This window comes from Marinobacterium aestuariivivens (assembly GCF_042661465.1).
In the GTDB taxonomy this organism is placed as follows: Bacteria; Pseudomonadota; Gammaproteobacteria; order Pseudomonadales; family Balneatricaceae; genus Marinobacterium_A; species Marinobacterium_A aestuariivivens.
This window is the reverse complement of record NZ_JBHSWE010000001.1, coordinates 1,054,501-1,071,274: the sequence shown is the minus strand read 5'-3', so window position 1 is coordinate 1,071,274 and position 16,774 is coordinate 1,054,501. Positions and strand designations below refer to the sequence as shown.

Below are 16,774 nucleotides of genomic sequence, written 5' to 3'. Positions count from 1 at the left end.
GGGTGGAGCGCAGCGAAACCCAACACCCGGATCAAAGAATCTCGAGCAGTTCGACGTCGAAGACCAGGGTCGAGTAGGGCGGGATGCCGCCCGGCGAGCCCTGGGCACCGTAGGCCAGCTTGTAGGGCACGTAGAGACGCCACTTGGCGCCTTTGGTCATCAGCTGCAGTGCTTCGGTCCAGCCGGCGATCACGCCGCCGACCGGGAATTCGGCCGGCTGGCCGCGGTCGTAGGAGCTGTCGAAGACCTTGCCGTCGATAAAGGTGCCGTGGTAATGGGTCCGTACCTTGGAGTCGCGGGTCGGGCTCTCGCCGCCATCGCCTTCGCTGATCACTTCGTATTGCAGGCCGGATTCGAGCACCACGACGCCGTCGCGCTTGGCGTTTTCCGCCAGGAAGGCTTCGCCTGTCGCGGACATTTCCTTGGCTTCGGCTTCCTTCTGTTCGCGGATGCGGCGGTTGATCTCGGTGAAGGCGGTCTGGATGTCCTCCACTTTCACGCGCAATGCCTGGTTGTTGTAGGCATCCTTGATGCCGGCGGCGACCGCATCGAGATCGAGGCCATCGAAGCCGCCCTGGGCGAGTTGATCGCCCATCTGTCGGCCGATGCCGTAGCTGGCATGTTGTTCCAGGGTGTCGAGTTTCACTTCAGACATCGCAAGTCCCGTTGTTTGTGTGAAAACGCGCAGGCTACCACAAAACAGGGTCGGGGAGCAGGGCGCGCATCAGGCGGTTTCCTCGGGGGCAGGGTTTCGGTGACGGTACTGCGCAACCGGCCGCGAGCCAGTCGCGTTTCGATCAGCTCGCCGCAGGAAACCTGGGCGACATCGTCGATGACCCGGCCGGCCGGGTCCTGAACGATGGCGTAGCCGCGCTCCAACGTCGCCAGCGGACTGACCGCGTTGAGCTGGCCGGCGAGGGCCGCGCTGCGCAGGCGTTTGTCGTGCAGCAGGTGCTGCATCTGGCGCCCGAGCTGCTGGTGCAGGTTCCGAATGCGCTCGCGCTGCTGCTGCAGTTGTCGCTCGGGGCGGATTTGCACCAGTCGCGCCTGCTGGCGGTCGAGGCGGCTGCGCCGGTCCTGAAGCAGCCGCTGTGTGGCCCGGCGCAGTCGCAGTTCCAGCTCGTCCAGGCGCTGGCTGCGTTCACGCAGCCGGTCACCGGGGTGACGCAGCCGGCTCTGCAGCGAGCGGATGCGTTCTCGGCCCTGGCCGATGTGCTGCTGCAGGCGCTGGAGCAGGCGTCGGCGGGCCTGGTCGAGCCGCTGCTGTAGCGCCTGGCTGTCCGGGCTGAGCAGTTCGGCGGCGGCGGAGGGCGTCGGTGCCCGCACATCGGCGACGAAGTCGCTGATCGACACGTCGGTCTCGTGCCCGACGGCGCTGACCACCGGAATCCGGCAGTTGTAGATGGCCCGTGCCACCCGCTCGTCGTTGAATGGCCAGAGATCCTCGAGGGAGCCGCCGCCGCGACCGACGATCAGCACATCACAGGCCGCGTGTCGCTGGGCCTGCTCGAGTGCCCGGACGATGCCCGGCGCCGCCTCGTCCCCCTGTACCGCGGTGGGATAGAGGGTCACTGGCAGGCCCGGGAAGCGGCGTCGCAGCACGCTGAGAATGTCGTGGATGGCCGCGCCCGTCGGTGAGGTGACGACGCCGAGGTGGCGCGGATGGGGCGGCAGCGGCTGCTTGTGCTCGGCGGCGAACAGGCCCTGGGCCAGCAGGCGCCGCTTGAGTTCTTCGAAGGCCTGCTGCAGACGGCCGATGCCGCTTTCTTCCATGTATTCGCAGATCAGCTGGTATTCCCCGCGCCCCTCGTACAGCGAGACCCGGGCCCGCACGACCACCTGGTCGCCGTCCTTCGGGCGGTATTTCAGGAACTGGCTGCGGTTGCGGAACATCGCACAGCGCACCTGGGCGCGTTCGTCCTTCAGCGTGAAGTACCAGTGTCCGGAGCTGGGGCGGACGAAATTGGAAATCTCTCCCTGAACCTGAATCAGCATGAAGGAACTCTCGAGCAGCGAGCGTACCTGGCGGTTCAGTTCGGAGACGGTAAAGGCGTGGGTCTGGGCTGCGACGGTCATGCACGCATCTTAAGGAGGCGGTGGGAAACTGACAAGCCGTGGCTGTAGTGATATTGCTGAAGTCATATCGATCGTGGTGCAGATCGATTGGTTGCGGTTGGCACGGATGGTGGAGCAGCGTTGGGTTACGGCCCTTCGGTCCTCCACCCAACCTACGGGAGGCACCTCGCGAAACCCGCCATATCGATCGCCGTACAGATCGATTGCTGTCCGCTGGCACGACGTCGGAACGGTGTTGGGTTACGGCCCTGCGGACCTGCACCCAACCTACGTTATGGACTTTGTACTTTTTCCCGCTGCTCCTGTATAATTTCGCGTTTACTTTTTTAGCCACTTTTAAACCTTTTAACACGAACATGGGCCGCTGATAATGTTGCGAATCGTTGAAGAAGCGCTCACTTTTGATGATGTTCTGCTGATGCCGGGGTACTCCGACGTACTGCCGAAGGATGTGTCGCTGAAGAGCCGGCTGACAAAAAGCATCGAGCTGAACATTCCGCTGGCGTCTGCGGCGATGGACACCGTGACTGAATCCCGGCTTGCGATCACCATGGCCCAGGAAGGCGGCATCGGCATTATTCACAAGAACCTGCCGATCGAGCAGCAGGCCGATGAAGTGCGCAAGGTCAAGAAGTTCGAGGCCGGCATCGTCAACGACCCGGTGACCTGCACCTCCGACATGACCGTGGGCCAGCTGCGCGACCTGTCCGAGCGTCTGACCTATTCCGGCTTTCCGGTGGTCGACGACGGCGAGCTGGTCGGTATCGTTACCAGCCGCGATGTCCGTTTCGAGCAGTACCTGGACGAGAAGGTCTCCACCATCATGACGCCGAAGGAGCGTCTGGTAACCGTCAAGGAGGGTGCCGATCCCGAGAAGGTCCGCAACCTGCTGCGCAAGCATCGCATCGAACGCATCCTGGTGGTTGACGACAACTTCAAGCTGACCGGCATGATGACGGTCAAGGACATGTTCAAGGCCAAGGCCTACCCGAACGCCGCCAAGGACTCCCAGGGACGTCTGATCGTCGGTGCCGCCGTCGGCACCGGCGCCGACACCCCGGAGCGTGTCAAGGCGCTGGTCGAGGCCGGCGTCGACGTCATCATCGTCGATACCGCCCATGGCCACTCCAGGGCGTGATTGATCGCGTGGCCTGGGTCAAGCAGAACTTCCCGCAGGTGCAGGTGGTCGGCGGCAACATCGCCACGGCGGAAGCCGCGATCGCGCTGGCCGACGCCGGCGCTGATGGCGTCAAGGTCGGTATCGGTCCGGGTTCCATCTGCACCACCCGAATCGTCGCCGGTATCGGTGTCCCTCAGATCAGCGCGGTGGCCAACGTGGCCGCGGTGATGAACGAGCGCGGCATTCCGGTGATCGCCGATGGCGGTATCCGTTTCTCCGGCGATCTGGCCAAGGCGGTTGCCGCAGGCGCGTCCTGCATCATGGTCGGCTCGATGCTGGCCGGTACCGATGAGGCGCCGGGCGAAGTGGAGCTGTTCCAGGGCGTGCCTTCAAGTCCTACCGCGGCATGGGTTCGCTGGGGGCAATGGCGCAGACCACCGGTTCCTCCGACCGTTATTTCCAGGACGCCTCCAAGGGTGTCGAGAAGCTGGTGCCGGAAGGTATCGAGGGGCGCGTGCCCTGCAAGGGGCCGGTTGCCGGCGTGATCCATCAGTTGATGGGCGGCCTGAGGGCTTCCATGGGTTATACCGGCAGCGCCAGTGTCGATGACATGCGCACCAAGCCGAAGTTCGTTCGCATCACCAGTGCCGGCATGAGCGAGAGCCATGTGCACGATGTGAGCATCACCAAGGAAGCGCCGAATTACCGTGTCGGCTAAGGCCGAACAATCTCCGATAAATGGAGCGGTATCCAGCCGCTCCGTTTTTTTGCGGGTCTCGATGTGAGGCCGGCATCCGGTGGAGACACTGACGAATGACGCAAGATATTCATGCACAACGGATTCTGATCCTGGACTTCGGTTCCCAGTACACGCAGCTGATTGCGCGCCGGGTCCGCGAGATCGGTGTGTACAGTGAAGTTCATCCCTGGGATATGGATGAAGAGGCGATTCGCGCCTTCGCGCCCAAGGGGATCATTCTTGCCGGAGGGCCGGAGTCGGTGACCGAATTCGATTCGCCGCGGGCACCCCGGGCGGTATTCGACCTCGGTATTCCGATCCTGGGTATCTGCTACGGCATGCAGACCATGGCCGAGCAGCTCGGCGGCAAGGTCGAGTCCTCGGACAAGCGCGAGTTCGGTTACGCCAAGGTGCGCCTGGCCGACAGCCCGAGCCGTCTGCTCGAGGGGATCGAGGATCACCTGGCCAACAACGGCGCGCTGCTGCTGGATGTCTGGATGAGTCACGGCGACAAGGTTACCGTGCTGCCGGAGGGCTTCACCGCCATAGCGTCTACCGACTCGGCGCCGGTGGCCGCCATGTGCGATCCCAAGCGCAAGCTCTACGCGGTGCAGTTCCACCCCGAGGTGACCCATACCAAGCAGGGTGGTCGTATCCTCGAGCGCTTCGTCAAGGAGATCTGCGGTACCGACGGTCTCTGGACTGCGGCGAACATCATCAGCGACCTGGTCGACAAGGTGCGCCAGCAGGTTGGCGGCAACAAGGTGCTGCTGGGTCTGTCCGGCGGTGTCGACTCCTCGGTCGTGGCGGCGCTGCTGCACGAAGCAATCGGTGATCAGCTGACCTGTGTTTTCGTCGACAACGGGCTGCTGCGCAAGGACGAGGGCGATCATGTGATGGACATGTTCGCCCGGAACATGGGCGTGCGGGTGATTCGCGCCGATGCCGAGGACAAGTTCCTCAGCCGGCTCCAGGGCGTCGACGACCCGGAACGCAAGCGCAAGCTGATCGGCAACACCTTTATCGAGGTGTTCGACGAGGAGGCCACCAGGCTCACGGATGTGAAGTTCCTGGCGCAGGGCACCATCTATCCGGACGTGATCGAATCGGCCGCCGCCAAGACCGGCAAGGCGCATGTGATCAAGTCCCACCACAACGTCGGCGGCCTGCCGGAAGACATGCAGTTCGAGCTGGTCGAGCCGCTGCGCGAACTGTTCAAGGACGAAGTGCGCAAGATCGGTCTGGAGCTGGGTCTGCCCTACGACATGGTATACCGCCATCCGTTCCCGGGGCCGGGTCTGGGCGTGCGCATCCTGGGTGAGGTGAAGAAGGAATACGCCGATATCCTGCGCGAAGCCGATGCGATCTTCATCGAGGAACTGCACCGCTTCGACTGGTACCACAAGACCAGTCAGGCCTTCGCGGTCTTCCTGCCGGTCAAGTCGGTCGGCGTGGTCGGTGACGGCCGCCGCTACGAGTACGTCATCGCGCTGCGGGCTGTCGAGACGATCGACTTCATGACCGCGCGCTGGGCGCATCTGCCCTACGAGCTGCTGGAAACCGTCTCGAGCCGGATCATCAACGAGATCGCGCACGTTTCCCGCGTGACCTACGATGTCTCGAGCAAGCCGCCGGCCACCATCGAGTGGGAGTGAAGCGGTGACGGGTTACGCGTATCGCGTAACCCGTCACGCGTCACCTTTAACGGTACAACGTTTGGCTCACTCCCGTGGCCCGGATAACCCGCGATCCCCATGACCACCCACGAGCAGCAACTGCAGGACCGCTACTGGATGCGGGAGGCGCTGGCGCTGGCGGACAACGCCGAGGCGGCCGGCGAAGTGCCGGTCGGTGCGGTCGTGGTGCTGGGCGGCCGGGTCATCGGACGCGGCTGGAACCATCCGATCAGCGGGCAGGACCCGACCGCCCATGCCGAGATCATGGCGTTGCGCGACGCCGCCGCGACTGTCGGCAACTATCGCCTGGTCGGCGCCGATCTCTATGTCACCATCGAGCCATGCACCATGTGTGCCGGGGCCATCGTTCATGCCCGTATCCGGCGCCTCGTCTATGGCGCCCGCGAGCCGAAGTCCGGCGCGGTGGCGAGCAATGGTCAGTTGCTGGCGCAGCCCTGGATGAACTATCGCGTCGAGGTGCTGGGCGGTGTTGAGGCGCAGCGCTGCGGCGAGCGGATCAGCGACTTCTTTCGTCGTCGGCGCGCCGAGCAGAAGGCACGCAAGCGCCTGGCCGGCGAGGGTGGCGAGGCGTCATAGCGTCGGCGGCAGGGTGTCGGGCAGCAGGTCGTCCGGCAGGCCGTGATCGCCGGAAAGTCCGTTCCTGCGGTTGCTGCGAATCCTGTCCAGGCGCTTTTCCCATTTCAGCAGCTCGATATATTTCTGGATGTTGCTGACGTAGAGCACGGGCTCGTAGCCCCGGGCGTAGCCGAGCCGCACCGTGCTGTAATACTTTTCCCTTGTCAGCAGTGGCAGATGCTCGCGCACGTCCTCCCAGCGGTCCGGGTTCTTGCCGGCGCGCTGTGTCAGGACCCGGGCGTCCTCGAGGTGGCCGAAGCCGACATTGTAGCCGGCCAGCGCCAGCCGGTATGGTCGGGCTCCGGAATGCGGTCCGGTATCTTGGCCTTGACGCTGACCAGGTAATGGGCACCGCCGATGATGCTCTCGATCGGGTCGGTCCGGTCATCGACGCCGACTTCGGCGGCGGCATCGTTGGTCAGCATCATGATGCCGCGCACGCCCGTCGGCGAGACCGCGTCGGGATTCCAGTGAGACTCCTGATAGGCGACCGAGGCCAGCAGTGTCCAGTCTATATCGGTTTCCTGCTCCGCCATGTAGAAATACTGTTCGTAGCGCGGCAGCCGTTCCCGCAGATCGCGCTTGAACGTCTGGGTGTCGAAGTAGTTGAGTTCGTTGCTGCGCTCGAAATATTTCGCCTGCAGCCGGGCGATCAGCAGTGCCGTCTCCGGCTTGTCAAAGAAGCGCTCCAGTGCCGTACCGACGGAGCCGTCCTGCAGACGGGGCAGCATCCAGGCCAGCGGCTGGGGCTCTTCCAGCGTGAACGCCTTGCGCAGGCTGGGAAAAAGCTGTACTGGCCGTCGAAGCGGATGCTGTCGACGACCGTGTAATCGATCTCGGCGTTCTGCACCTGCTCCAGCAGGTCGCTGATCCCCGGTCGCTGCTCTCCTCCCAGCTCAGCTGCGGATGATCCTGCCGGTAGCGGCGCAGCAGGGCGCTGTGGCTGGAGCCTGCGACCACCCGGATCTGTTTGCCGATCAGGTCCTCGATACGGGTGGGGGCGGCTGGCCGCGGGTTTCACGATAGATCAGGGTGGCGGCGCTTTCGAGGTAGCGGGGGCCGAACGCCACCAGGCGTTCGCGCGCAGGGGTTACGGTAAGGCCTGCGGCGGCGAGGTGCGCATCGCGCTGCTTCACCCGGCGCATCAGCTCCGGCACGCCGGTCGACAGCTGCAGCTCCAGGCGGACGCCGAGGTCGCTGGCGAAGGCCTGGACCAGTTCGTATTCGAATCCGGCCGGTTCGCCCTTGTCGAGATAGTAATCGCTGGGGCTGTTGAGGGTTGCCAGACGCAGCACGCCTCGGTCCTGGATCACCTCGAGGTGACTTTTGCTGTTGTAGCTGACCAGGGCCGGAAAACTCAGCAGTACCAGCAGGCCGAGCAGGGCCAGGGTGTTCTTGCGATGGCGCAGGTTCGGCAACATCGTACGGGCTTTTCTGGTATCCGGAGGGCGGTTTCGGGTAAAATTCGGGGCCTGTTTTTCTTTCGTCATCCCTGTACGTCCAGACTCACTTTCAAAGAGGCTCGAGAACGACATGCTCGTACTGCGTGGAGCGCCTGCTCTTTCTGCATTCCGTCACGAAAAGCTGCTGTCCGCACTGCAATCCAAGGTTCCGGCAATCACTGCGCTCTATGGCGAGTTCATGCATTTTGCCGACCTCAAGCAGGACCTGACCGCAGCCCAGCAGGAAGTGCTGGACCGAATTCTCCGCTACGGTCCCAGGGCCGAAGCCGGCGAACCCAGCGGTGAGCTGATGCTGGTCGTGCCCCGCCCGGGCACCATTTCGCCCTGGTCGTCCAAGGCCACCGATATCGCCCACAACTGCGGTCTCGACAGCGTCAAGCGCCTGGAGCGCGGCGTGGCGTACTATATTCAGTCATCCGCAGCGCTGGATCAAGCACAGCGTCAGGCGATTCGGGCCGAGCTGCACGATCGCATGGTGGAAGCGGTGCTGGAAAGCGTCGACCAGGCCGCTGGCCTCTTTGTCGAGGAGTCGCCGAGGCCGCTGAGCCGTGTCGACATCCTCGCCGGCGGCCGCGAAGCCCTGGTCGAAGCCAACAGCGCCCTGGGTCTGGCGCTGGCCGATGACGAGATCGACTACCTGGTGCAGAGTTTCGGGGATCTCGGGCGCAACCCGACCGATGTCGAGCTGATGATGTTCGCCCAGGCGAACTCCGAGCATTGCCGTCACAAGATCTTCAATGCCAGCTGGGATATCGACGGTGTCGAGCAGGAGAAGTCGCTGTTCGGCATGATCAAGAATACCTACGAGCAGGGCGGCGAGAACGTCCTCTCGGCGTACAAGGACAACGCGGCGGTCGTGGCCGGCACCCGTGCAGGCCGCTTCTTCCCCGATCCCGAAACCCGGGAATACGGTTACCATCAGGAAGATATCCACATCCTGATGAAGGTCGAGACCCACAATCACCCGACCGCGATCGCGCCCCATTCCGGCGCTGCCACCGGTTCCGGCGGGGAGATCCGCGACGAGGGCGCCACCGGCCGTGGCGGCAAGCCCAAGGCGGGTCTGACCGGCTTCTCCGTCTCCGACCTGAAGATCCCGGGCTTCGAGCAGCCCTGGGAGTCGAACTACGGCAAGCCCGATCGCATCGTTTCGGCGCTCGACATCATGATCGAGGGCCCTATCGGCGGCGCGGCGTTCAACAACGAGTTCGGGCGGCCGGCGCTGACCGGTTACTTCCGTACCTTCGAGCAGCAGGTCGCGGGAGCGGCCGGCGACGAGGTGCGTGGCTACCACAAGCCGATCATGATCGCCGGCGGCATGGGCAATATCCGTGGCGGGCATGTCGAGAAGGGCGAGATCGAGGTCGGCGCCAAGCTGATCTGTCTCGGCGGCCCGGCCATGCAGATAGGTCTCGGTGGCGGTGCGGCATCGTCGATGTCCTCCGGTACCTCGACCGAGGATCTCGATTTTGCCTCGGTACAGCGCGACAACCCGGAGCTGGAGCGCCGTTGTCAGGAGGTCATCGACCAGTGCTGGCAGCTCGGCGACGCCAACCCGATCGCCTTCGTTCACGATGTCGGGGCCGGCGGCCTGTCCAATGCCTTCCCGGAGCTGGTGAAGGATGGCGGGCGTGGCGGCGACTTCGAGCTGCGCAACGTCAATAATGACGAGCCGGGCATGACGCCGCTGGCGATCTGGTGCAACGAAGCCCAGGAGCGCTATGTACTGGCGGTTCTGCCGGCGGACATGGCGCGTTTCGAAGCGATCTGCGCGCGCGAACGCTGCCCCTACGCCGTCGTCGGCGAGGCGACCGAAGAGCACCACCTGACCCTCGGCGACAGCCACTTCCAGAACAAACCGGTCGACCTGCCGATGAGCGTGCTGTTCGGCAAGCCGCCGAAGATGCACCGCAGTGTCGAGCGTATCGCCTACGAGGTGCCGGCCTTTGATACCGCCCGTATCGAGCTGGCCGATGCCATCGAGCGGGTGTTGCGCCTGCCGGCGGTGGCGTCCAAGTCCTTCCTGATCACCATCGGCGACCGCTCCATTACCGGTCAGGTGGCGCGCGACCAGATGGTCGGCCCCTGGCAGGTACCCGTCGCCGACTGTGCCGTCACCACCGCCGCCTACGATACCCACGCGGGTGAGGCGATGGCGATGGGCGAGCGTACACCGCTGGCACTGGTCGATGCGCCGGCTTCCGGTCGCATGGCGATCGGCGAAACCCTGACCAACCTGGCAGCGGCACGTATCGGCGATATCGCCGAGGTGCGGCTGTCGGCCAACTGGATGTGTGCCGCCGGTCATCCGGGGAGGACGAGAAACTGTACGACACCGTGCGTGCGGTCGGCATGGAGCTCTGCCCCGAGCTCGGCATTACCATTCCGGTGGGCAAGGACTCGATGTCGATGCGCACGGTCTGGGACGACAACGGCGAGCAGAAGAGCGTCACGGCACCGCTGTCGCTGATCATCTCGGGCTTCGCGCCGGTGCTGGACGCACGCAAGACACTGACACCGCAGCTGCGCACCGACCGCGGCGAGAGCGACCTGATCCTGCTGGATCTTGGCAATGGCCAGAACCGCCTGGGGCTGTCGGCACTGGCGCAGGTCTATAACGAGGTGGGCCGGGACGTGCCCGATGTCGACGATGCCGGGCAGCTGGCGGCCTTCTTTGCGGCGATCCAGGAGCTCAACGAGCAGGGGCTGCTGCTGGCCTATCACGACCGTGCCGACGGCGGCCTGCTGACAACGGTGGCCGAAATGGCCTTTGCCGGTCATACCGGCGTCGATCTGAATCTCGATCTGCTGGCCCAGGACGACAGCGAACTGGCGGCGGCGCTCTTTGCCGAGGAGCTGGGGGCGGTCATCCAGGTCGCCCGTGAAAATACCGAGCAGGTGCTGACGGAACTGAATGCGGCGGGCCTCGGCGACATCGCCAAGGTGGTCGGCGCACTGAATCCGGACGATCGGCTGTGCATCTACTTCGACGACGAGGAGGTTTACAGCGCCTCCCGCGGCGAACTGCAGCGCTGCTGGGCGGAAACTTCCTATCGCATCCAGGCGCTGCGCGACAATTCGGACTGCGCACGGCAGGAGTTCGATGCGCTGCTGGATCGCGAGGATCCGGGCCTGCACGCCGAACTGACCTACGATATCAACGAAGATGTCGCGGCGCCTTTCATCAATACCGGGGTGAAGCCGCGGATTGCCGTGCTGCGCGAGCAGGGTGTCAATGGCCAGGTCGAGATGGCCGCTGCGTTCGATCGTGCCGGCTTCGCGGCGGTCGACGTGCACATGAGCGATATTATCGCCGGCCGTCGCACGCTCGAGGAGTTCAAGGGGCTGGTCGCCTGTGGCGGCTTCTCCTACGGTGATGTCCTGGGGGCCGGGGAAGGCTGGGCCAAATCGATCCTGTTCAACGCCATTGCGCGGGAGCAGTTCGAGGCCTACTTCAATCGTACCGATACCTTCGCCCTCGGTGTCTGCAACGGCTGTCAGATGCTGTCGAACCTGCACGAGCTGATTCCGGGTGCCGAGCTCTGGCCGCACTTCGTGCGCAACCTGTCGGAGCAGTTCGAGGCGCGGGTGGCGATGGTCGAGGTGCAGCAGAGCGCTTCGATCCTGCTGCAGGGCATGCAGGGATCGCGGATGCCGATCGCCATCGCTCACGGCGAGGGGCGTGCCGAATTCCGTGACGAGTCGCACCTGATCGGTCTGCAGGGGGCTGGCAAGGTGGCACTGCGCTATGTGGATAATTGCGGCCAGGCAACCGAGCGCTATCCGGCCAACCCCAACGGCTCGCCGGCGGGTATCACCGGTGTTACCACGCCGGACGGTCGCGTCACCATCATGATGCCGCATCCGGAGCGGGTGTTCCGTGCGGTGCAGAACTCCTGGGCACCGGACGAGTGGCAGGAAGACGGTGCCTGGATGCGCATGTTCCGCAACGCCCGGGTCTGGGTGGGGTAAGAAAGCGCGACAGGTGACGCCGTCGGCGTAGCCTGTCGCTTCAAGCTTCAAGCTTCAAGCTTCAAGCTAACAGTCAGCAACAAAAAAGCCGACCCGGAGGTCGGCTTTTTTCGTAGCGCTTTGTGCTTACATCTCTTTCGCTTCGCCGGAGATCATGACGTCGACGCGGCGGTCGGCGCGCAGGCAGGCGATCAGAGCGGCACCGCGGCCTGAGCAGCTGGCGACCGGAGCGGATTCACCCATGGAGCTGACGGTGATCTTGCTGCCATCGACGCCGGCGTCGCGCAGTTCGGCGGCAACGGCTTCGGCACGACGCTGGCCAAGGCGCATGTTGTAGTCGGCGTTGCCGATGAAGTCGGCGTTGCCGACCAGGTCAACGTTGTTCAGCACGGCCAGGGAGCCGATGTGGTTGACGATGGCGCTGATGTCTTCTTCGACTTTGGCGCTGTCAAAGTCAAAGAAGAGGCTGAATTTCTTGTCCGCGCTTACCATCATCGGTTCGGCCGGGGCGGGAGCGGGTTCTGCCGGCGCGGCTGCCATGGCCTGGTAGCCGTCGCAGCCTTCAACCTTGGCATCGGCTTCGGTCCAGAAGCCTGTGTGCCAGCATTCGCCGAAGCTGTTGCGCCAGATGGTCGCGCTGGAGTCTTCTACGTAGCCCTGGTTGGTCGGGTGCGCCTGCGCCACGGCAGACAGCGTCATGGCCAGGGCGACACCGGCGGAGAGAGCAAACTTTTTCATCGTGAGATTCCTTGTGCCTGTTGTGGGGGGATCAGTCTATAAAAATAGCTCAAATTTTCTCCCACGGTTCCTTAACGACGATTGAATGTAACCGTCACCAGTCCGTGGTATCCAGAGGTGTTTGATAGCTGCAGTCAGCTGCCGGCTAGATTACATCAAATCGACCACCGACTAACATACCGTTTTGGGGCTCAGGGTAAAACTTTTTTGTAAGGTTTAACGACCACTCTTTCGTAAACGCCGGCTTTTATGTAGGGGTCTTCATCGGCCCAGCGGCGTGCATCGTCGAGTGACGCGAATTCGGCGATGACCAGGCTGCCGCTGAAGCCGGCGGGACCCGGATCTTCACTGTCGATGGCCGGGTGCGGGCCGGCCGCGAGCAGGCGTCCTTGGGATTTAAGCTGCTCCAGCCGGGCCAGGTGGTCCGGGCGGGCCTGGAGGCGTTTTTCCAGACTGTTGGCCCTGTCTTCGGCCATGATTGCGTAATACATGTTACAGTTTCTCCCTGTTTCCGGATTTTCTATTATTCCCGGGAATCGCTTTGAATGTGGCGGGACATGTAGAGGCCCTGGGCCAGGATGAAGATCAGGGTCAGTCCCAGCATGCCAAACAGCTTGAAATTTACCCAGGCTTCCTCGCTCAGGTTGTAGGCGACCACCAGATTGAGGATGCCCATGACCAGAAAAACACCACCCAGGCGAAATTGAGCTTGCGCCAAGCATAATCGGGCAGTGACAGGTTGGCTTCCATAAGCCGCTGGACGATGGGCTTGCTGCCGATAAACTGGCTGCCAAGAAAGGCTATGCCGAACAGCCAGTTAACGACGGTGGGCTTCCATTGAATGAATGTCTTGTCCTGGAACAGCACGGTGGCGCCGCCGAGCGCGACGACCAGTACCAGGGTGACCAGTTGCATTTTCTCGATGCGATGGGTCCGAACCCAGGTGTACAGCATCTGCAGCAGGGTGGCCGGGACCAGCACGGCCGTGGCCAGTATGATATTGTCCGTCGCCTTGTAGACGATGAAGAAAATGATAACGGGGAGAAAATCGAGTAACAGTTTCATGGGCTTGATGTCTACTGGGTGGACCCTCAGTATAAAGGAGCCTCCGAACAAGTCTCAACGAATCTCTGGTCTGCTGCGCCCCGGGGTACAGCCTGGCCGGGATTGCCATTCTTTTTTGAACCGGATCCTGGGATGCCATTACCGAAGTACGATCTGCATTGTCATACCACCGCGTCGGACGGAGCCCTGGCGCCGACCGAGCTGGTCCGGCGTGCGGCGGGGGTGGGGGTGGAAGTGCTGGCCATCACCGATCACGATACCGTCGGCGGCCTCGACGAGGCGTTCGACAGTGCCGCGGCCGAAGGTGTCCGGTTGCTGACCGGGGTCGAGCTGACCGCTTCCTGGGGGCGTCAGGTGGTCCATCTGGTGGGGCTTGGCTTTGACTGGAAGGCGGCCGCGCTGCAGGACTATCTGCGCCGGCTGGATGCGCTGCGCTTCGAGCGCGCGCAGCGCATTGCCCAAAAACTGCAGCAGCGCAATCTGCCCGATCTGCTGCCCGCGGTGCTGGAGCGATCGGCCGGCGGTCAGGTGGGGCGGCCGCACTTCGCCGCCGCCCTGGTGGCGGCCAATGTCTGTGAAAGCGAGCAGCAGGCATTCAAGCGTTACCTCGGTCCGGGCAAGATCGGGGACGTCAAAATGCCCTGGCCGACGATGAAAGAGGCGCTGGAATTGTTGCATCAGACGGGCGGAGTTTCGGTGCTGGCTCATCCCACCAAGTACCGCCTGACCTTTACGCGGCTGAGAACGCTGCTGTCCGAGTTTGCCGATGCGGGAGGGGTGGCGGTCGAGGTCAGTTATTCCGGCGTCAAGCCCGAACACCAGCGTGAATTGCAGAAAGTTGCACGCCAGCTGAAATTAAGGCTCTCGGCCGGCAGTGATTTTCACCGCCCGGAGCAGGTCTGGGTCGAGTTGGGGCGCTTTATGCCGCTTGCCTCCGACGAGGGGCATGTGCTCGAGTTGCTTCTTTAGGGGCCCTTCCTCGGCTACACTGCCTGCTATATCGAGCGTCGACGACAGGGCAGGTTAAAAGTGAGTCAGTTTTTTCAGATCCACCCGGAAAACCCGCAGAAGCGGCTGATCAATCAGGCCGTTGAAATTATCAACAAGGGCGGCGTGGTGGTTTATCCCACTGACTGCGCCTATGCGCTCGGCTGCCATTTGGGCGACAAACGGGCAATGGAGCGCATTCAGCGTATTCGTCAGCTTGATGACAGGCACAACTTTACGCTGGTCTGCAAGGATCTCAGCGAGATCGGCACCTATGCGAAGATGGATAATCAGTGCTATCGGCTGATAAAGGCCCATACGCCCGGTGCCTATACCTTCATACTGAATGCCACCTCCGAGGTTCCGAGACGATTGATGCATCCCAAGAGGCGCACCATCGGTATCCGCATACCGGATAACCCCATCGCGCTGGAGCTGATGGCGGCGCTCGGAGAGCCCATTATGAGTACCTCCCTTATACTGCCCGGCGATGACCAGCCTCTGACCGACCCTTATGAGATACGTGACCTTTTGCAGCATAGTGTCGACCTGGTCATCGACGGCGGCTATTGCGGGATGGAGGCGACCACGGTGGTTAATCTGGTAGAGGGTGTGCCCGAGGTCATTCGCTATGGCGCAGCGCCAGCCGACGACTTTGAATGAGTCGTCATTTCGTTCCGGTTAAGGCTAATCCCCGGGTATCGCTTTGTGGCTTGTCTGCGACAGTTTGTCGCGGTCGTTTTAAAAATGATGTTCTTCCTTGAAAATGTATTATTTATAACGATAATTGCATTATCACTTCCATCCAATTAAGAGCGCCCGACGACAATGTCAGATTTTGTGAAAGTCCTTACCCGTAAAAACTCGCTGCGCAAGCAATGTCAGGAGCTGTCCGTTTCCGACGTTGAAAAGGCACTTGCCGATCTGAACGAAATTCTCGAGGAGCGTCGTGCGGAAGAGGCCGAGCGTCAGGTGGCGGAGCAGCAGCGATTGGCGAAGATTGAAGAAATTCGCAAGCATATGGAGGAGGCCGGAATTGGCCTCGATGACCTCAAGGCGATTAAGGAAGGCGAAGGCAGCAAGCGCAAGGTCGAAGCCAAATATCGCATCACGGATGAAAATGGCGAGACGCACGAGTGGTCCGGTCGCGGCCGTACGCCCGTGGTATTCAAGGAGTATTTCGAGAAGCACGGCGTCACCAAGGAAGATACGCGGATCAAGTAACTTCGTGCTATGATTCGACGAAGCTCTCCGGGGTCCGCCCGGGGGCTTTTTTATGTACAGGATGTACGGTATGCCGCGGGCGCATGGATGCGCAGGAGCGGCATTTTTGGTGACGGGTTACGCGTAGCGCGTCACCAGCGCGTAACGCGTAACTTTATCAGGAAGCGTCTAATGTCAGATGAAAAGCTGCAAAAAGTGTTGGCGCGCTCCGGTTTGGGCTCACGTCGTGAGATGGAGCGTTGGATAGAAGAAGGCAGGTTCAGCATCGACGGAAACCCGGCGGGGCTGGGCGATCGCATCGGGCCCGATGCCCGGGTGACGCTCGACGGCCGGCCGGTGAAGCTGGTGTTCGAGCGTGAAAGTCAGCGCCGGGTGCTGATTTACAACAAACCTCTGGGCGAAATATCGACCCGTCACGACCCGGAAGGTCGCAAGACGGTGTTCGATCACCTGCCACCGTTGAGTCAGGGGCGCTGGATCGCCATCGGTCGTCTGGATATCAATACGACCGGGCTGTTGCTGTTTACCACCGATGGCGAACTGGCGAATGCGATGATGCATCCGTCGGCGCAGATCGACCGCGAGTATGCCGTGCGGGTGCTCGGGAATGTCGACGAGCCGATGATCGAGCGTCTCAAGGAGGGCGTGTTGCTCGAAGACGGCATGGCTCGCTTTACCGATGTGCAGTTCTTCGATGGCGAGGGGGCCAACAAATGGTTCCACTGTGTCGTCATGGAAGGGCGCAACCGTGAAGTTCGTCGTCTCTGGGAGTCGCAGGGCGTGCAGGTCAGCCGGCTCAAGCGCGTGCGATACGGGCCGTTGTTCCTGCCCAGCGACGTGCCGGTCGGTACCTGGAAGGAGCTGACCGTCAAGGAAGTTGCCGGGCTCGGCAAGATGCTGGGGCTGCAGGAGAAAAAGCCGACGCGGCTCAAGTCCAGTGAAAAGGAGGTGCTGCAGCGCCGCTACAAGCGTCAGCGCAGCCGCCGCGAGGAAGGACCGCGGCATAAGCCAAAAGCGTGACGGGGTGTGGGAGCGGCGCCTCGCAGCGAACGAGGTGGGCGCCGATTACATTCGCGGC

At 62.6% G+C, this 16,774-nt stretch carries 13 protein-coding genes and 3 pseudogenes; 8 read left to right on the top strand and 8 right to left on the bottom strand.

The features are described 5' to 3' along the window. Window positions 1-31: 31 nt before the first annotated feature. Together ACFQDL_RS05590 and xseA are read right to left on the bottom strand one after the other, a co-directional pair. A complete protein-coding gene (locus ACFQDL_RS05590; RefSeq protein WP_379908169.1) occupies window positions 32-655 on the bottom strand; it encodes an FKBP-type peptidyl-prolyl cis-trans isomerase in 624 nt (207 codons plus the stop codon). Continuing rightward, on the bottom strand, window positions 643-2,076 hold the full coding sequence (gene xseA / locus ACFQDL_RS05585; RefSeq protein ID WP_379908168.1) for an exodeoxyribonuclease VII large subunit: 1,434 nt from the start codon (window positions 2,074-2,076) through the stop codon (window positions 643-645). Before xseA ends, ACFQDL_RS05590 begins: the two co-directional genes overlap by 13 nt. A 370-nt stretch (window positions 2,077-2,446) precedes the next feature. On the opposite strand from xseA, the pseudogene guaB reads away from it, so the two are divergent. From guaB to tadA, 3 genes and pseudogenes are all read left to right on the top strand, one after another. After that, window positions 2,447-3,914 (top strand): annotated as a pseudogene (gene guaB / locus ACFQDL_RS05580) (IMP dehydrogenase). 95 nt (window positions 3,915-4,009) lie between these two features. Then, window positions 4,010-5,590, top strand: a complete 1,581-nt coding sequence (gene guaA / locus ACFQDL_RS05575; RefSeq protein WP_379908167.1) for a glutamine-hydrolyzing GMP synthase — start codon at window positions 4,010-4,012, stop codon at window positions 5,588-5,590. Between the two features lie 99 nt (window positions 5,591-5,689). Continuing rightward, the gene (gene tadA, locus ACFQDL_RS05570; RefSeq protein WP_379908166.1) at window positions 5,690-6,208 is read left to right on the top strand and encodes a tRNA adenosine(34) deaminase TadA; all 519 of its coding nucleotides are present in this window, start codon (window positions 5,690-5,692) and stop codon (window positions 6,206-6,208) included. Here the strand turns inward: tadA and ACFQDL_RS05565 are convergent. The 3 genes from ACFQDL_RS05565 to ACFQDL_RS05555 form a co-directional block, all read right to left on the bottom strand. Further along, complete coding sequence (locus tag ACFQDL_RS05565; protein WP_379908165.1) at window positions 6,203-6,436, bottom strand: hypothetical protein; 234 nt, start codon at window positions 6,434-6,436, stop codon at window positions 6,203-6,205. The genes tadA and ACFQDL_RS05565 overlap by 6 nt on opposite strands. 38 nt (window positions 6,437-6,474) lie before the next feature. Further along, a complete protein-coding gene (locus ACFQDL_RS05560; protein WP_379908164.1) occupies window positions 6,475-6,978 on the bottom strand; it encodes a transglycosylase SLT domain-containing protein in 504 nt (167 codons plus the stop codon). 246 nt (window positions 6,979-7,224) lie between these two features. Next, on the bottom strand, window positions 7,225-7,668 hold the full coding sequence (locus ACFQDL_RS05555; RefSeq protein ID WP_379908163.1) for a transporter substrate-binding domain-containing protein: 444 nt from the start codon (window positions 7,666-7,668) through the stop codon (window positions 7,225-7,227). Between the two features lie 112 nt (window positions 7,669-7,780). Here ACFQDL_RS05555 and purL point away from each other — a divergent pair. Next, window positions 7,781-11,682 (top strand): annotated as a pseudogene (gene purL, locus ACFQDL_RS05550) (phosphoribosylformylglycinamidine synthase). A 126-nt stretch (window positions 11,683-11,808) separates the two neighbouring features. Here purL and ACFQDL_RS05545 read toward each other — a convergent pair. The 3 genes and pseudogenes from ACFQDL_RS05545 to ACFQDL_RS05535 form a co-directional block, all read right to left on the bottom strand. After that, window positions 11,809-12,420: an OmpA family protein gene (locus tag ACFQDL_RS05545; RefSeq protein ID WP_379908162.1), complete on the bottom strand. Its 612-nt coding sequence runs from the start codon at window positions 12,418-12,420 to the stop codon at window positions 11,809-11,811. 191 nt (window positions 12,421-12,611) lie between these two features. Then, window positions 12,612-12,911: a YciI family protein gene (locus ACFQDL_RS05540; RefSeq protein WP_379908161.1), complete on the bottom strand. Its 300-nt coding sequence runs from the start codon at window positions 12,909-12,911 to the stop codon at window positions 12,612-12,614. A 32-nt stretch (window positions 12,912-12,943) separates the two neighbouring features. Next, a pseudogene (locus ACFQDL_RS05535) lies at window positions 12,944-13,485 on the bottom strand (septation protein A). A 132-nt stretch (window positions 13,486-13,617) separates the two neighbouring features. Here ACFQDL_RS05535 and ACFQDL_RS05530 point away from each other — a divergent pair. From ACFQDL_RS05530 to rluB, 4 genes are all read left to right on the top strand, one after another. Beyond that, entirely contained in the window at window positions 13,618-14,454 is an 837-nt protein-coding gene (locus tag ACFQDL_RS05530) for a PHP domain-containing protein (protein WP_379908160.1), read from the top strand. A gap of 60 nt (window positions 14,455-14,514) precedes the next feature. Beyond that, the gene (locus ACFQDL_RS05525) at window positions 14,515-15,135 is read left to right on the top strand and encodes an L-threonylcarbamoyladenylate synthase (protein WP_379908159.1); all 621 of its coding nucleotides are present in this window, start codon (window positions 14,515-14,517) and stop codon (window positions 15,133-15,135) included. Between the two features lie 165 nt (window positions 15,136-15,300). Continuing rightward, window positions 15,301-15,696, top strand: a complete 396-nt coding sequence (locus ACFQDL_RS05520) for an H-NS histone family protein (protein ID WP_379908158.1) — start codon at window positions 15,301-15,303, stop codon at window positions 15,694-15,696. 171 nt (window positions 15,697-15,867) lie between these two features. Continuing rightward, complete coding sequence (rluB, locus tag ACFQDL_RS05515) at window positions 15,868-16,716, top strand: 23S rRNA pseudouridine(2605) synthase RluB (RefSeq protein WP_379908157.1); 849 nt, start codon at window positions 15,868-15,870, stop codon at window positions 16,714-16,716. The last annotated feature ends 58 nt before the right edge of the window (window positions 16,717-16,774 follow it).